A 15,217-nucleotide genomic window follows, 5' to 3' on the forward strand; every position below is an offset into this window, starting at 1 on the left:
ACCCGGCGGCCCGAAGACCACCGCCCCCACCGGATCGATCCGGTGGGGGCGGATGGGCATGCTCGGTGCGGACGTCAGCCCGCGCAACTCAGCTCGACGGCTCAGCCGGGCACATCGCGCTCTTGACGTTGTTGCCGGAGAGCAGCGGGCACACCGAATCGGCGGCCAGCTTCCAGCGGCCACCGTCGTACACGATCTGTGCGTCGACCTTGGTGGGCGGGTTGTCGGGCAGCTTGACCTGCACCTTCACCGTCGCCTTCTTCGGTCCGGCCGGAATCACCGGCGGGAAGATCTGGTAGGTGACGTCCGGGTTCTCCTTGCGTGCCTGCACCAGCTTGTCGAAGATCGCCGGATCCTTCTCCGACCCCTGCACCAGTTCGGTCTTCTGCGAATTCGGCACGTTCGGGTCGAGCGCGGTGTTCAGCATGTCGTTGAGGGTGGCGACGCTGGGACGGACGTTCGGGTTGGTCACCCCGGCATCGGCGCCCGAGGCCCCGGTCTGGGTGGTCGCGGTGGTTGTGGTGCCCACGGTGGGCACGTCGTCGGAATCATCGCTGCCACCACACGCGGCGACTGAGGTCACCACGGCGGTGGCCATGATGGCGGCCGCTACGAACTTCGGAAACTTCAACGATCTCCCTCACTATCAGGTCGGCTTCGAGCGTCGTTCGGCGCATGCCGGGGTCAGAGCTCACACCACTATGCCAAACGCGGGGTGTAGGCCCAACCGGCCAGGTGTGACCGCGCGTCGCGGATATCCCCACCGAGCGCCGACGCGCCGGAGGTGCAACGGTTGACGCGCCGGTCGGGTTCCGACGACCCTGAGGGCATGGCACCGACACGCATCGTGCTCATCACCACGGGCGGCACGGTCGCCTCCACCACCACCGCCGACGGCGCCATGCCCGCGCTGTCTGCCACGCAGTTGCTGTCGTCGAGTACTCCCGCGACGGCGGGCGTCGACGTCGACGTCGACGTCACGACGATCGACCTGATGTCGGTGGACAGTTCGGCGATGACCGTCGCCGATCAGGTCCGCGTGGTGGCCACGATCGCCGACGCGTTGTCCGATCCCTCCGTCGCCGGGGTGGTGATCACCCATGGCACCGACACCATGGAGGAAACGGCGTTTCTCGCCGACCTGCACGCCTCCGATCCGCGCCCGGTGGTGTTCACCGGCGCGCAGTTCCCGGCCGATTCACCCCACTCGGACGGCCCGGCGAACATCGCGGCGGCCATCGAGGTGGCGAGTTCACCGGCCCGCAGGGGAAGCGGAGTCCTCATCGTGCTCGGCGGGGCGGTGCTGCCCGCGCGCGGTGCGTTCAAGGTCTCGACCACGGACCCCATTGGTTTCGCGACCGTGCACGACTCTTTGCCCAGACCGCTCATCCCGGTGCCGGTGCCGGGTGCACACATCACGCGCGTCGACACGTTCACCCTCTATCCGGGCGTGTCACCGGGCCTGATCGCGTCGTCGGTGGCCCAACGGGCGGGTGGAATCATTCTCGCTGCAACCGGCTCGGGCAATACCCATCCGGACATCACCGCGGAGGTGTCCCTCGCGTGCCGGGCCGGTGTCTCTGTGGTGATCACGACACGGGTGCCGTTCGGTCCGGTGATTCCGACCTATGGCGGCGGTGGTGGAGCCGTCGATCTCGAACGGGCGGGCGCGATCGTCTCCCGGTGGCTGCGCGCACGGCAGGCACGCACCGCGGTGATGGCCCTGCTCTCCACCGGACACGACGGCGCCGATGTGGGGGAGTTCTTCCGCGCCTCCGAACCTGCTCGGGACTGAGTCGGTGCAATGTCCGTCCGCTCACACGTCGGGGCGCTCGGGCAGATCGGGCCAGTCCAGGCTGTCGAGCGGATCGGCCCGACCCAGGTCGGGGTCGTCGGCACCGAAGGTGCGTGCGATGCCCGGCCCCGTGGCGCGGGTCTCGAACCGCACGGTCACCACGCCGTGCCCGCTGCCCTGCACCCAACCGTGGCCATATCGGGGATGAACGACGTCTGCTCCCGTAGCCCAGAGCCCGTCGGCCGGCGCCGCGGCTTGCACCGACTCGACCGCCAGGCGATCGGAAGGTGTTGCGAGAGAATCGGTGTCGTCGATCTGCAGGGCTGCCGCGGCATCTGGGTCGAGGTGCAGCTCACCGAAGAGCGCGTACTGCTCCACCGCCGACAATCCCGAATATCCCACGCCGACAAGCCTGATCGGTCCGATGGACACCGGGTCGAGTGCCATGCGCTGCGCCACGGCGGTGAGCGCGTCGAGGTCGGTGGTTGCGGCCGGCAGGGTGGACGAGCGGGTGAGGATCGACATGTCCGCGCGCTTGAGCTTGAGCACCACCGTGCGGGCTCCCCGACCGTCGCCGAGTAACCGCCGATGGGCGTCGGCGGCGGCGCGGGTGATCGCCGGACGCAACCCGGGCAGATCGACGATGTCGCGCGCGAAGGTCGACTCGGCACTGATCTGCTTGGCCGCGGCCCGCTCGGTCACCGGCCGGTCGTCGTGACCCTGGGCAAGCCGATGCAGCGCCGGACCGAGGGTTGCGCCGAGCACCGAGGACACCTCGACATCCGACATCGCCGCGAGGTCGCCGATGGTGTCGATGCCGAGGCGCGCGAGCCGATCGCCCGACACGGGGCCGATCCCCCACAGCTTGCGGACGGGCAATGCATGCAGGAATTCGCGTTCGCGGCTCGGCGGAATCACCATCACCCCATCGGGTTTGGCCATTCCGGAGGCGATCTTGGCGATCTGCTTGCCGCTGCCGAATCCCACCGAGGCGGCCAGACCGACCGTGTCGGCGATGCGGCGTCGGATCTCGTGCGCGAAGTCACTCGCCTGCGCCGCGGTGGCACCGGCGAGATCGGCGGGTTCGGCGAAGGCCTCGTCGAACGACAGCATCTCGATCACCGGGACCGCCTCGCGCACCACGGCGAAGATCCGCGCACTCACCGTGCGGTAGAGCGCGCCCCGGGGCGGGAGAACCACCACACCGGGGCCCACCAATCGCCGCGCCTGGTGCATGGGCATCGCCGACGACGCCCCGAACGCGCGGGCCGCGTAGCTGGCACCGGCCACCACTCCCCGTCCGCCGGTGCCACCCACGAGCACCGGTCGGCCGGCGAGGGTGGGTCGGGTGAGTTGTTCGACACTGGCGAAAAACGCGTCCATGTCCAGATGCATCACCCAACGCGCGCTGCGTTCGTCGTCTGGCGCGGGATGGGACACACCAGCAGCCTAGTGCTCGCCGGTACGGTGGTCCCGCACGTGCATTCGCCGGGGCATCGTCGTTGTCGAGGTATCGTGAACGGTCGACGGTGCGGAGCGGAAATGGGGTGTCGCGATGACGATTTCCGATGACCGCCTGCTCCTCGCACTCAAGGCTCTCGCCAACCCCGTGCGCCTTCAGATCATCCGATGGCTTCGCGACCCCACGGCGAATTTCGCCGAATACGAACCGATCGCGGACCGCGACGAGGTCGGCGTGTGCGTCACCCACATCCAGGCCAAGACCGGGCTGGCCCAATCCACGGTGTCGAGTTACATGACCACGCTGGAGCAGGCCGGCTTGGTGACATCGACCAGGGTGGGCAAGTGGACCCACTATCGCCGGAACGAGGACCACCTGCGCGATCTGGGACAGAGCTTTTCCGGACTATAAATTGACGTATCGGGATATGTCGATACGATCGGTGCATGCCGCTCCCCACAGCACTCATCGTTCACGCACACCCCGAGCCCTCGTCCTTCAGCTCGGCGCAGGCCGCACTCGCCGGCGAACGGCTCCGTGGACGCGGGTTCGCCGTCGAGACAATCGATCTGTACGCGCGTGGGTGGGCGCCCGTTCTCGACCGCGACGAGTTCATGAACCCGGCTTCGCCGTTCAAACCTCAGGCCGAACAGTTGAAAGCGGTCCGCGAGAACTCATTGGCCCCCGAGGTACGCGCGGACCTCGACCGCCTTCTCGCCGCGGACCTCCTCGTGTTGTCGTTCCCGCTCTGGTGGTTCTCGATGCCGGCCATGCTGAAGGGATGGGTCGACCGCGTGTTTGTGATGGGAGCGACTTTCGGTGGCGAGTTCGGATTGTTCGATGCCGCCGCTCTCGCCGGCAAGCGTGCCGTCCTTCTGGTCACCACCGGCGGTTCGGTGGAGTCGTTCCGCAGCGGGGGCGCCTTCGGCGCCATCGAGGACTTCCTCTTTCACATCCACAGGGGAATGCTCGAGTTCGTCGGCTACACGACCCTGCCGCCCATCCTCACCTATGGGCCGGCGCACATGGACGCGGAAGAACGTGAGGCCGCACTCGGCCGAGTCCGTGATGCGATCGATCACGTCTCCCTCGCGCATCCGGACACCGTTCGCGGCTGAGCAGCGTCGGGGTTCATGCCGCCCGGGTTCATGCAGCGGGGGACACCTCGAACACCGGGATCTTGTGTGCGTGTGTGGCGAAGGTGTCGTCATCGGAGTCGACGCTGAGGCCGTCGGGAAGGTACCGGCTCACCTCCCAGCCCCACTTGCTCAGATAGGCACGGATCACGGGAACACGCGCAGATTCGGGCAGCTCGCGGAGTCCGACCGTCCGGACGCGACGACCCCGACGTAGTTCGGCCCTCCCCGCCGCCCGCGCATTGCGCACCCATTGGGTGTTGCCACGCACCGCCACCAGGAACTCCGCCCCCTCCATCGGCAACGGATTCACCGGAACCCGTTGGGGAACACCAGATTTCCGTCCGACGACGGTGAGCGTCTGAGCGCCGGCGAGGTTGATGCCGCGATCGGCGAGCCAACGCACGGACGAGTTGAAGATCTTGTCCATACGGCCGGCGGGTGGGATGTAGTGCGTATCGATCATGACGTTCTCCTGATGTGATGGTCATCGGAAATTATCGAGAGCACCGCTCTCGAATACGAGTGTGCGCCCTCTCCCGAACAAATGCAAGAGCACCGCTCTCGTTTCTGCAATACTGGGGGCATGCGAGCGACCAGGTCACGTGCGGACAATCGGGCGGCGATGGAGGCGGAGATCAGGAGGCTCGGTCGCGAGCATCTGCGGACCCAGGGCGCGGCGGGCCTCTCGTTGCGGGCGATCGCCCGCGATCTCGGGGTGGTGTCGTCGGCGGTGTACCGATACGTACCCAGCCGCGACGAACTGCTCACGATGCTGCTCGTCGAGGGCTACACCGACCTCGCCGACGCTGTGGACGCCGCGGCCGATGCACTCGACTCCGACCGGCACCGCGATCGAATCCTGGCCGGGGCGACAACGATGCGCGCGTGGGGGGTGGACGACCCGTCGCGATGGGCACTGCTCTACGGCAGCCCCGTACCCGGATACGCCGCACCCGCAGAACGCACTCAGCAACCGGGTACGCGCGTGATCGCCCGGGTGATCGTGGAACTGATGGGCGCGTGGTCGGCGGGCCAGCTGCGCAAACAACTACCGGCGATCTCCCCCACCGTAGCCGCGGACATGGATGGGGTCATCGCACAGTTCGACGTCGAGTTGCCCGCGGAGGTCGTCGCGTCGGCCACCACACTGTGGGCGGTCATGGTGGGCGGGGTGAGCCTGGAGGTGTTCGGGCAGTACGGACCCGACACGTTCACCCACCCCGATCTGCTGTACGCGTCACAGATCGGTGCGGTGCTCTCGCTGCTCTTCGCCTGACCAACGACCACCGCTGGTTGAGCTTGTCGAAACCACCCCCACCACCGCTGGTTGAGCCCGTCGAAACCACCCCGCGGGCACGCTCAACCCGAAACCGGGCACGCTCAACCCGACCACCGCTGGTTGAGCTTGTCGAAACCACCCCGGCGGGGACTCAGCTTGCCTTGGCGATGTCGGCGGTGACTCCGTCGCCGAGGTCGATCGCGCCTGCGGGTTCGTCGGCGGTGACGTCGAATCGCACGGCGAGCACCTCGCCGGAGATCAAGTCGGCGTGCCGATTCGCCCACTCGAGTGTCGCCACGGGCACCACCAGGCGCACCTCGATGCGGTCGGACACGTCGAGGCCCAACGTGCGCCGGGCCTCCTGGATCTCACGGACCCGGTCCTTCGCCCAACCCTCGGACTCGAGTTCCTCGGTGACGTGGGTGTCGAGCACCACCAGTCCGGCACCGCCGGGCAGTTCCGCGGTCGACTCGGGCTCGACGGCCACCAGGCGCCGGGTGTATTCGCCCGGTTGCAGATCGATGCCGTCGGCGGACACCACCTCGGTGCCGTCATCTGCCGCGCGAACCGTCCAGTTGCCCGCTTTGACGGCCTTGATGACCCGCTGCACGTCCTTGCCCAGCCGCGGACCGGCCGCCCTCGCATTCACCGCCAGCTCGTAACGGCCGAACTTGTCTGCCTCGGTGGACAATACGACAGATTTCACGTTCATCTCGTCGGCGATCAGGTCGGTGAACGGTGACAGCCGTTCGGCGGTGGGCGACGCCACGGTCAATGCGGGCAGCGGCAGACGCACCCGCAGCTTGTTGGCCTTGCGCACACTCGACGCACTCGAACACACCGCCTGCACCTGATCCATCGCGTCCACCAGTTCGGTGTCCGCGGGCAGATCGTCGGCAGCGGGCCAGTCCGCGAGGTGCACCGACCGCTCACCGGTGAGGCCACGCCAGATCGCCTCGGTGGTCAGCGGCAGCAACGGCGCGGCCAGCCGGGACGCAACCTCCAGCACGGTGTACAGGGTGTCGAAGGCGTCGGGATCGACATCCTGGCCGGCCCAGAAGCGCGACCGGGACCGGCGCACATACCAGTTGGTCAGCGACTCGACGAAGTCGCGGAAGGACTCACACGCCCCGGCGATGTCGTAGACGTCGAGCGCCTCGGTCATCGCCGCACGCGTCACCGCCAGCTTGGCCAGAATGTAGCGATCGAGCACGTTGGTCGAGTCGGTACGCCAGACGGCCGGCCGCTCGGCGTAGAGCTGCAGGAAGCTGTAGGCGTTCCACAGCGGCAGCATCGCCTGGCGAACGCCCTCGCGGATGCCCTTCTCGGTCACCACCAGGTTGCCGCCGCGCAGCACCGGGCTGGCCATCAGGAACCAGCGCATGGCGTCGGAACCGTCGCGGTCGAACACCTCGTTGACGTCGGGGTAGTTGCGTTTGGATTTCGACATCTTCTGCCCGTCGTCGCCCAGCACGATGCCGTGCGCGATGACGCTCTTGAACGCCGGCCGGTCGAAGAGAGCGGTGGCCAGTACATGCAGGTTGTAGAACCAGCCGCGGGTCTGCCCGTTGTATTCGACGATGAAGTCACCCGGATTGTGCGGGGGCGTGGACCCGGCTCCGTCGAACCAGTCGGCGTTCTGGAACGGGTAGTGCACCTGCGCGTAGGGCATCGACCCGGACTCGAACCAGCAGTCGAGGACCTCCGGCACCCGGCGCATCGTCGACTTCCCGGTCGGGTCGTCGGGATTCGGTCGGGTCAGGTCGTCGATGTAGGGCCGGTGCAGGTTGTCCGGGCGCACCCCGAAGTCGCGCTCGAGGTCGTCGAGTGAGCCGTACACATCGGTGCGCGGATACTCCGGATCGTCGGACACCCAGACGGGGATCGGCGCGCCCCAGAAGCGATTTCGGCTGATGTTCCAGTCGCGCGCACCCTCGAGCCATTTGCCGAACTGCCCGTCGCGGATGTGCTCCGGCGACCAGGTGATCTGCTTGTTCAGCTCGATCATGCGCTCCTTGATCGGCTCGACGGCGACGAACCACGACGGAACGGCCATGTAGATCAACGGCTTTCCGCTGCGCCACGAGTGCGGATACGAGTGTTCGATGGTCTCGTGCCGCAGGATGCGTCCTGCCGACTTCAGATCCTTGATGATCGCCGGATTGGCGTCGAACACCATCAATCCCTCGTAGGGCGGCACCTGCGAGGTGAAACGGCCGCCCGCGTCGAGCGGCTGCACCACGTCGATGCCGTTCGCGGTCGCCAGCTCCATGTCCTCCTCACCGAAAGCCGGTGCGAGATGGACGATTCCGGTGCCGCTGTCGGTGGTCACGTAGTCGCCGAGCAGCACCCGGTGCGCATGAGGATGCCCGACGAAGAAGTCGAACGGCGGGGTGTAGTCGAGATCTGCCAGCTCGCTGCCGCGATACGTGCCGAGTACCTCGGGGTCGGCGATCTCCTTGGCGTACGCCCCGAGCAACGCTTGGGCCAGCAGGTAGTGCGCACCGTCGGCGGCCCGCACATGCACGTAATCCACCTCCGGGTTGACCGCGATCGCGAGGTTCGACGGCAACGTCCACGGGGTGGTGGTCCAGATCAGGGCGTTCACACCGTCGAGGTGGCTACCAGGGGCGGTCAGCGGCATCGTCACGGTGACCGCCGGGTCCTGCCGCATCCGGTACGCGTCGTCGAGCTTGGACTCCTGATTGCTCAGTGGTGTCTGCTCGTACCAGGAGTACGGCAGCACACGGTGGCCCTGATAGATCAGTCCCTTGTCCCACAGGCGTTTGAACGCCCACATCACCGACTCCATGAAGTCGATGTCGAGGGTCTTGTAGTCGTTGTCGAAGTCGACCCAACGGGCCTGACGGGTGACGTAATCGCGCCACTCACCGGTGTAACGCAGCACCGAGTCGCGGCAGAAGTCGTTGAACTTCTCCACGCCCATCGTCTCGATCTCAGACTTGTCGGTGATGCCCAACTGGCGCTCGGCCTCGAGTTCGGCGGGCAGCCCGTGGGTGTCCCACCCGAACCGCCGCTCGACCTTCTTGCCGCGCATCGTCTGATAGCGCGGCACCAGGTCCTTGACGTAGCCGGTCAGCAGGTGACCGTAGTGCGGTAGGCCGTTGGCGAACGGAGGGCCGTCGTAGAAGACGAATTCCTCGGCGTCGGCACGATTCTCGATCGACGCGGCGAACGTCTGATCCGCGTCCCAGAACCCCAGAACGCGCTCTTCGACGTCGGGAAACGACGGTGCACCGGTGGCACCACCGGTCATGTCGACGACGGGGTACACGCGGGTGTCGTCGTCGTTCGATGTGGGGGTCTCGCTCACAGCGCTCTCCTCGTGCCTGGCAGCGGTGCGCTCGACGAGCCCACCCCTGGGTGTTTGGCACGGGGACGCGAATGCTCCGATTCGCGCGGTACCACCCCGCTTGCGTCGGGACCGCCCGGTGGCGGCGTCGACGCCTCTCACGACCACTCGACGCCATCGGCGTCGACAGGGTCCGTGGCTGTGACGGGCCACGCCCGCCCGGTTCTACTGAGAGCGCTCGGCTCGGTTCTTCCGGGGGCTCCCCGGTGATGGCCGGATCATCGCGTGCACCAGTCTAGCCGCGACATCGCCCGGTTCCGAAATCCGTGTGCCGGCGAGGTCATCACTCCGACGGCGGCCGCCAGTCGGGATGCAGCGGGTCGATCTTGCGCCCACCGCTGTGCGGATTCTCGCCCGCGGATTGCGCGGGGAAGGTGTCGGTGTCCGGGTCGTCGGGTGCCGACGGTTCCGGTGGCACGGGCCGACGCGGCGCCTGCTGACCCGGAGCCTGCTGACCCGGTGTAGACGGGGGCGCGGATGTTCCCGGCGTACGGACCTCATCCGGATTGTCGCCGACCGCCCGCAGGTAGTCGTCGTAGGTGCCTTGTTTGCGCTTGATCGAGGTACCCGAGGTATCGGGTGCCGGTTCGCCACTCGTCGGATCGACCACACCACGCCACAACTGGGCGCGCTGTTGTTCCGGGTCGAGTTCCTCTTTGCCGGAATCGTCGGAGCCCGTGTCGTTCGGGGCTGTCTGCGTCGAGTCAGTGTCCTCGGAGCCTGGGTCCTCGGAGCCTGCGTCCTCGGAGCCCGCGTCCTCTGACTCCCCGGTGCCCGTGAACGTGCTCGACCGTGCATCACCGTCGTCGCCACGTCCCGACCGCACGATATCGGCGATGAGAAAGCCCAGCCCGATGAGGCAGACCACGATGCAGGCCACTGCCAGCCACACCGTCCCGGTGATCAGACCGATGACGAGCAGCACAAACCCAACGAGGGTGGCGCCCAGCGCCAAACTCAACACGTTGTCACTCGTCCGGCAATCGTCGGTCCGCCCGTGGCGAGCGGATCAGCTCTGCGAGTAGCTCGTGAATCCGCCATTACCCGGGTCGGACGAGAACGACTGGTCGGGCCGACCGCTCTCGACCGGCGCGGCACTGCCCCGCTGCTGCAACTCCTCGAGCTGCGATTCGAGGTAGGTCTTGAGCCGGGTGCGGTACTCGCGTTCGAACGTCTTGAGCTGCTCGATACGCCCTTCGAGCACACCGCGCTGCTGGTTGATGGTGCCCATGATCTCGCTGTGCTTGCGCTCGGCGTCGCTCTGCAGTGCATCGGCACGTTCCTGGGCCTGGCGGAGTTGAGCCTCCGACCTGGTCTGGGCGTCGGCGAGGATCGCCTCGGAACGCTGGCGCGAATCGGCGAGCATCGCCTCGGACTTCGACTGCGCGTCCGACACCATCGCGTCGGCCCGCGACCGCGCGTCGGCGAGGAGACTGTCGGACTCCTGCCGAGCGCTGCCGGTGAGCCGGTCGGCGGTGTCCTGGGCGAGTGCGAGCACCCGTGCGGCGCGCACGTTGGTGTCGTCGTCGGTGGGCGCGGCAACCGGTGCCGCGGCGGGCTGCGGCGCCGGGGCCGGAGCCTCGGGCTGAGCCACGGAGAGCACCTGCGTCGCGTCCTCAGCGGGCGCGGGGGTGGCAGCTCCCCCTTCGGCGAGTTCCCCCTCGAGTTCCTCGACCCGCTGTTTGAGGTCGGAGTTCTCTTCGATGAGCCGGGCGAGTTCCGCCTCGACAAAGTCGAGGAATTGGTCGACCTCGTCCTCGTTGTAGCCGCGCTTACCGATCGGCGGTTTGCTGAACGCGACGTTGTGCACATCAGCTGGTGTCAGCCGCATGTCGGTTCCCCTTAGGTATCGTCTCGATCTTGTGTTCACTTAGGACGGGCCGGTCAGCCTGCATCTACAGACTGTCACTCATTATTCATACCAGTCAAAAACTGTAACTGGCGTCCCATCCTGTCACATCCGAACCGATTGTCGCAGGTATTCGATGCCGGGTCGCAACTCAACGGACATCGGATGATGACACTCCACGGTAGAACACCTGGTCCGACGAATACAGGCGCCACAGTCGGCACCGGCCCGAGCCGATGACATCAACTGCGACACAAAGGCGGTTGGGGCCTCAGAGAAACCCCATCGCCAGCGCCGCAGCGGCCTCGTGCACCCGGAACTGGTTGACGATCTGCATCGCGATGAGCACCACGATCATCACGATCATCAGCGACAGGTCGAGCCGCACCGGACCGAGCGGAATGGGCGGCAACACCCGCCGTAGCGCCTTGATGGGCGGATCCGTGGCGGTGAAGATGATCTCGATGACGACCACCACGATCCCGGTGGGCCGCCATTCACGGGCAAAGGTGCGTACGAGTTCCACCACCAGCCGCGCCAGCAACAGCAGCCAGTAGACGAACAGCGCTATGTAGAGGACTTCGAACAGAATCGCCACGAGTCAAGAGTGCCTGAAATGTCGTGCCCCCGGTGAATCCGGTGCGTACGGCGCACCGCGGATGCCGCGTGGGCTGTGCCGAATGGACGCTGAGCAACCGCTCCCGGGTCAGTCGTGGTTGTAGAAGCCGGTCGCGGCGATCTTGCGGCGGTCCTCGGGCGAGACATCGATGTCGGCCGGCGAGAGCAGGAACACCTTGGTCGCCACCTTGTCGAACGAGCCGCGCAGCGCGAACGCGAGACCCGCGGCGAAATCGACGAGCCGCTTGGCGTCGTCGTTGCTCATGTCGACCAGATCCATGATGACCGGGTTGCCGTCGCGGAAGCGCTCACCGATCGTGCGGGCCTCGCTGTAGTCGCCCGGGCGCAGCGTGGTGATCTTGTGCAACGGCCCGTCGGCGAAGACGCGCTCGAGTTCGGCCGTTGCTGCCGGCGCCATCGCTCCCGCGGCCCGCAGCGTGGCACCGCTCGAGCGTTGCAGCGGTTCGAGGCGTGAGACCGGCCGAACCCGCTCGGCCACCTCGGCGGCGTGACGCGCTCCGTTGTAGGTGTAGTCGCCCTGGTAGCCCTGCTCGTAGCCGGGCGCCGAGTCGAATCCCGGACCGAACCGGCGGTCGTCGTATGCGGCCTCCGGAGCGTCGCGATACGCGAGTTCGCCGTAGGGATCGTCGTAGCCCTCGCGGATCGGGGCGCCGCCGTAGTAGTCGTCGCGGTAGGCACGCTCACGTGACGGTGGACGAATCGGCCCCGGCCCTGGCTCGTCGAAGTAGTCGTCTTCGTACTCGCTCGGAGGCACCATGCCGAAATACGCCTTGAACTTCTGCATCGTGGTCATGTCCGGCCTCTCTGTCATCGACCCGCGGCGGTCGTTGCAGCTGTTGTCTGAGTGGATCTTGTTTCTGAATGATTCTGCTGTGACCAATGTGATTACTGAGAGACTAGCGGCCGTTGTCCCAGGATCGCGGTACCGACACGCACGCATGTCGAACCGTGTGCCACGGCGGCCTCCAGGTCACCCGACATTCCGGCGGAAAGGGTCGTGGCCTGCGGATAGTGTGCGACAAACGCTTGATGGACGAGCTGTGCCCGCGCCATCCACCGGTCCGCGGAACCGTCAACCGGTGCGATCACCATCAGCCCCGACAGCCGCAGGGAATCCGATGCCATCACTCGATCGGCGAGCGCGGGCAACTCCGACTCCAGCGCGCCGCCCCGCGTCGGATCACCGTCGAGACTCACCTGCAGGTTCACACCGAGCGGCTCGGTCCGGGCGCCCTCGGCGCGCGCGGCATCGGCGGCGCGCGCAAGGTGCTCCACCAACTTCTCGCGATCCACCGAGTGCACCGACCGTGCCCACCGGGCCACCGATCGGGCCTTCTTGGTCTGTACCGATCCGATCATGTCGAACGACACATCGCCCGCAGCGATCGGCCCGGAGGCGTCGCCGGCGCGCAGGGCGGCGATCTTGCGGCTCGCCTCGGGTTCACGCGACTCGCCAAAAGCCCTCTCCCCCAAGGAGATCAGGCGGGCCACATCGTCGGCCGGAAAGAACTTCGTGACCACCAGCAACTCGACGTCGTCGGGCCGACGACCGGCCGCAGCGACGGCCGCGGCGAGGCGCTCGTGCACGGCGGCCAGGTGCTGCGACAGTTCTGCGGTGCGCGGATCGTCGACGCCGGTCATGCCGGAACGGCCTCCGGATCGATCCAGATCACCGACGCCAACCGGCCCGTCGGGGCTCCGCGGCGGTGACTGAAGAGTTCGTCGTCCTCGATGGTGCACCGGGGGTCCTCGGCCACCGCGGCCACTCCGGCCGCGAGGAGTTGCCGACGCAGTCCCGCCCTCAGGTCGAGGCCGGTGGTGCCCTTGTCGGTGGTGACGGCGCTGCCGGGAAGATGCTCCTCGACGTCGCGCTGCATCTCCGGCGGCACCTCGTACTGACCACCGCAGGCGGCCGGACCGAGGAAGGCTCCGATGCGTTCGGGGCGCGCCCCGAGCGAGATCATCGCCCGCAGCGTCGCCGGGATGATGCCGATCCGGGCGCCGACCCTCCCAGCGTGCGCTCCGGCGATGACCCCGGCCTCGTCGTCACTGAGCAGGACGGGCACACAGTCGGCCGAGAGCACAGCGAGCGCCAGTCCGGGGGTGCTGGTGACCAGCGCGTCGGTGGCCTCCACCGGACCGTCGAGCGGCCCATCCACAATGGCGACGTTACGGCTGTGGATCTGCTCCATCCACACCACCGACGCGGCGGGCAGTCCGATCCGAGCGGCCAGCCGCTCGCGGTTGGCCGCCACGGCGCGCGGATCATCGCCGACGTGGTCGCCCAGGTTGAAGCTGTCGTACGGCGGCCGCGAGACACCCCCGGCCCGCGTGGTGACCACGCGACGTGTGCGCATGGGTCGTGTTTCAGCGCTTCATGAACGACGGCACGTCGACGTCATCGTCGTCGAGGGTCACCGTGTTGCGGCGGGGTCGCTCGGCCGGGCGCTCGGTGAACGGGTCGCCACCGGCGCGCGGCATCTCACCGAACAACGGGTCACTCTTCTCCGCCGTACCCACCGCACCTGCCTGGCCCGCGCCCACCGCGGTGTTGCCCACCGCGGGCGTGTCGATCCGCTTGCGTGGCGCGCCACCGTCGAATCCGGCCGCGATGACGGTCACGCGCACCTCGTCACCGAGGTTGTCGTCGATCACGGTGCCGAAGATGATGTTCGCGTCCTCGTGCGCGGCCTCCTGCACCTGGGTGGCCGCGTTGTGGATCTCGAACAGACCGAGGTCGCTGCCGCCGGCGATGGAGATCAGCACACCGCGTGCGCCCTCCATCGACGCCTCGAGCAACGGCGAGTTGATCGCCGACTCGGCGGCCTTCTTGGCGCGATCCTCACCGCGCGCCGACCCGATGCCCATCAGGGCGCTGCCGGCATCGCTCATGACGCCCTTGACGTCGGCGAAGTCGACATTGATCAGGCCCGGCGTGGTGATCAGGTCGGTGATGCCCTGGACGCCGTTGAGGAGCACCTCGTCGGCGCTGCGGAAGGCGTCCATCAGGCTCACCTGGGCGTCGCCGAGCTGCAGCAGACGGTCGTTGGGGATCACGATGAGGGTGTCGCAGGACTCGCGCAGCGCGGCGATGCCGGCTTCGGCCTGGTTGCCACGACGCTTGCCCTCGAACGCGAAGGGCCGGGTGACCACGCCGACGGTGAGCGCGCCGAGCTTGCGCGCGATGGTCGCGACCACGGGAGCGCCGCCGGTGCCGGTACCACCGCCCTCCCCGGCGGTCACGAACACCATGTCGGCGCCTTTGAGTAGTTCCTCGATCTCGTCGCGGGCGTCCTCGGCGGCCTTGCGTCCCACCTCGGGGTCGGCGCCGGCGCCCAGGCCGCGCGTGGAGTCGCGGCCGACGTCGAGCTTCACGTCCGCGTCGCTCATCAACAGCGCCTGGGCGTCGGTGTTGATCGCGATGAACTCCACTCCCTTGAGTCCCTGCTCGATCATCCGGTTGACGGCGTTCACGCCGCCGCCGCCGATGCCGACGACCTTGATCACGGCCAGGTAGTTGTGCGGTGGCGTCATGACGCTCGCCTTCCTCTGTTGGGAAAAACCCTAAACCTGAACCATAGATTTAGAGTTATGTCAAGTGGTCTGTTGGTGAAGACGCTAGGCACCGGTGGCCCCGCGGGCCAGCAAGCTGCGCGGCGTGTCGTGAAGTTGCGGTGCGAA

At 67.4% G+C, this 15,217-nt stretch carries 15 protein-coding genes; 4 read left to right on the forward strand and 11 right to left on the reverse strand.

The annotated features are described in order from the left end of the window. Positions 1 to 88: 88 nt before the first annotated feature. Positions 89 to 631, reverse strand: a complete 543-nt coding sequence (locus ACWDTD_RS10850; RefSeq protein ID WP_449747109.1) for a hypothetical protein — start codon at positions 629 to 631, stop codon at positions 89 to 91. Between the two features lie 198 nt (positions 632 to 829). Here ACWDTD_RS10850 and ACWDTD_RS10855 point away from each other — a divergent pair, with 198 nt between their 5' ends. Beyond that, positions 830 to 1,795, forward strand: a complete 966-nt coding sequence (locus ACWDTD_RS10855; RefSeq protein WP_449747110.1) for an asparaginase — start codon at positions 830 to 832, stop codon at positions 1,793 to 1,795. Positions 1,796 to 1,816: 21 nt separating this feature from the next. Here the strand turns inward: ACWDTD_RS10855 and ACWDTD_RS10860 are convergent, their stop codons facing one another. Continuing rightward, on the reverse strand, positions 1,817 to 3,190 hold the full coding sequence (locus ACWDTD_RS10860; protein WP_449747243.1) for a DNA polymerase IV: 1,374 nt from the start codon (positions 3,188 to 3,190) through the stop codon (positions 1,817 to 1,819). A 160-nt stretch (positions 3,191 to 3,350) separates the two neighbouring features. On the opposite strand from ACWDTD_RS10860, the gene ACWDTD_RS10865 reads away from it, so the two are divergent. Next, a complete protein-coding gene (locus ACWDTD_RS10865) occupies positions 3,351 to 3,668 on the forward strand; it encodes an ArsR/SmtB family transcription factor (RefSeq protein ID WP_449747111.1) in 318 nt (105 codons plus the stop codon). Between the two features lie 35 nt (positions 3,669 to 3,703). Next, on the forward strand, positions 3,704 to 4,375 hold the full coding sequence (locus ACWDTD_RS10870; RefSeq protein WP_449747112.1) for an NAD(P)H-dependent oxidoreductase: 672 nt from the start codon (positions 3,704 to 3,706) through the stop codon (positions 4,373 to 4,375). A 28-nt stretch (positions 4,376 to 4,403) separates the two neighbouring features. Here the strand turns inward: ACWDTD_RS10870 and ACWDTD_RS10875 are convergent, their stop codons facing one another. Further along, the gene (locus ACWDTD_RS10875; protein ID WP_449747113.1) at positions 4,404 to 4,859 is read right to left on the reverse strand and encodes a nitroreductase/quinone reductase family protein; all 456 of its coding nucleotides are present in this window, start codon (positions 4,857 to 4,859) and stop codon (positions 4,404 to 4,406) included. 120 nt (positions 4,860 to 4,979) lie between these two features. Here ACWDTD_RS10875 and ACWDTD_RS10880 point away from each other — a divergent pair, with 120 nt between their 5' ends. Further along, positions 4,980 to 5,672: a TetR/AcrR family transcriptional regulator gene (locus ACWDTD_RS10880; protein WP_449747114.1), complete on the forward strand. Its 693-nt coding sequence runs from the start codon at positions 4,980 to 4,982 to the stop codon at positions 5,670 to 5,672. A 154-nt stretch (positions 5,673 to 5,826) separates the two neighbouring features. On the opposite strand, the gene ileS is transcribed toward ACWDTD_RS10880, so the two are convergent. From ileS to ftsZ, 8 genes are all read right to left on the reverse strand, one after another. Next, positions 5,827 to 8,952, reverse strand: a complete 3,126-nt coding sequence (gene ileS / locus ACWDTD_RS10885; protein ID WP_449747244.1) for an isoleucine--tRNA ligase — start codon at positions 8,950 to 8,952, stop codon at positions 5,827 to 5,829. Between the two features lie 379 nt (positions 8,953 to 9,331). After that, positions 9,332 to 10,012 (reverse strand): hypothetical protein, encoded by a 681-nt coding sequence (locus tag ACWDTD_RS10890; protein WP_449747115.1) that lies wholly within the window; start codon positions 10,010 to 10,012, stop codon positions 9,332 to 9,334. Positions 10,013 to 10,057: 45 nt separating this feature from the next. Next, positions 10,058 to 10,879, reverse strand: a complete 822-nt coding sequence (gene wag31, locus ACWDTD_RS10895) for a DivIVA-like cell division protein Wag31 (protein ID WP_449747116.1) — start codon at positions 10,877 to 10,879, stop codon at positions 10,058 to 10,060. Between the two features lie 289 nt (positions 10,880 to 11,168). Beyond that, on the reverse strand, positions 11,169 to 11,495 hold the full coding sequence (locus ACWDTD_RS10900) for a YggT family protein (RefSeq protein ID WP_449747117.1): 327 nt from the start codon (positions 11,493 to 11,495) through the stop codon (positions 11,169 to 11,171). A 108-nt stretch (positions 11,496 to 11,603) separates the two neighbouring features. After that, entirely contained in the window at positions 11,604 to 12,329 is a 726-nt protein-coding gene (locus tag ACWDTD_RS10905; RefSeq protein WP_449747118.1) for a cell division protein SepF, read from the reverse strand. Between the two features lie 92 nt (positions 12,330 to 12,421). Continuing rightward, positions 12,422 to 13,177 (reverse strand): YggS family pyridoxal phosphate-dependent enzyme, encoded by a 756-nt coding sequence (locus ACWDTD_RS10910; RefSeq protein WP_449747119.1) that lies wholly within the window; start codon positions 13,175 to 13,177, stop codon positions 12,422 to 12,424. Further along, a complete protein-coding gene (gene pgeF / locus ACWDTD_RS10915) occupies positions 13,174 to 13,893 on the reverse strand; it encodes a peptidoglycan editing factor PgeF (protein WP_449747120.1) in 720 nt (239 codons plus the stop codon). Before pgeF ends, ACWDTD_RS10910 begins: the two co-directional genes overlap by 4 nt. Before the next feature lie 10 nt (positions 13,894 to 13,903). Next, entirely contained in the window at positions 13,904 to 15,070 is a 1,167-nt protein-coding gene (gene ftsZ / locus ACWDTD_RS10920; RefSeq protein WP_449747121.1) for a cell division protein FtsZ, read from the reverse strand. Positions 15,071 to 15,217 lie beyond the last annotated feature (147 nt).

This window comes from Gordonia sp. NPDC003425, from assembly GCF_053588635.1.

What these genes read in the sequence shown, in the direction of transcription:
- ACWDTD_RS10855 (WP_449747110.1), top strand. Translation starts at nt 830, where the DNA reads ATGGCACCGACACGCATCGTGCTCATCACCACGGGCGGCACGGTCGCC.
- ACWDTD_RS10860 (WP_449747243.1), bottom strand. Translation starts at nt 3,190, where the DNA reads ATGCATCTGGACATGGACGCGTTTTTCGCCAGTGTCGAACAACTCACC.
- ACWDTD_RS10865 (WP_449747111.1), top strand. Translation starts at nt 3,351, where the DNA reads ATGACGATTTCCGATGACCGCCTGCTCCTCGCACTCAAGGCTCTCGCC.
- ACWDTD_RS10870 (WP_449747112.1), top strand. Translation starts at nt 3,704, where the DNA reads ATGCCGCTCCCCACAGCACTCATCGTTCACGCACACCCCGAGCCCTCG.
- ACWDTD_RS10875 (WP_449747113.1), bottom strand. Translation starts at nt 4,859, where the DNA reads ATGATCGATACGCACTACATCCCACCCGCCGGCCGTATGGACAAGATC.
- ACWDTD_RS10880 (WP_449747114.1), top strand. Translation starts at nt 4,980, where the DNA reads ATGCGAGCGACCAGGTCACGTGCGGACAATCGGGCGGCGATGGAGGCG.
- ileS (WP_449747244.1), bottom strand. Translation starts at nt 8,952, where the DNA reads ATGACCGGTGGTGCCACCGGTGCACCGTCGTTTCCCGACGTCGAAGAG.
- wag31 (WP_449747116.1), bottom strand. Translation starts at nt 10,879, where the DNA reads ATGCGGCTGACACCAGCTGATGTGCACAACGTCGCGTTCAGCAAACCG.
- ACWDTD_RS10905 (WP_449747118.1), bottom strand. Translation starts at nt 12,329, where the DNA reads ATGACCACGATGCAGAAGTTCAAGGCGTATTTCGGCATGGTGCCTCCG.
- ACWDTD_RS10910 (WP_449747119.1), bottom strand. Translation starts at nt 13,177, where the DNA reads ATGACCGGCGTCGACGATCCGCGCACCGCAGAACTGTCGCAGCACCTG.
- pgeF (WP_449747120.1), bottom strand. Translation starts at nt 13,893, where the DNA reads ATGCGCACACGTCGCGTGGTCACCACGCGGGCCGGGGGTGTCTCGCGG.
- ftsZ (WP_449747121.1), bottom strand. Translation starts at nt 15,070, where the DNA reads ATGACGCCACCGCACAACTACCTGGCCGTGATCAAGGTCGTCGGCATC.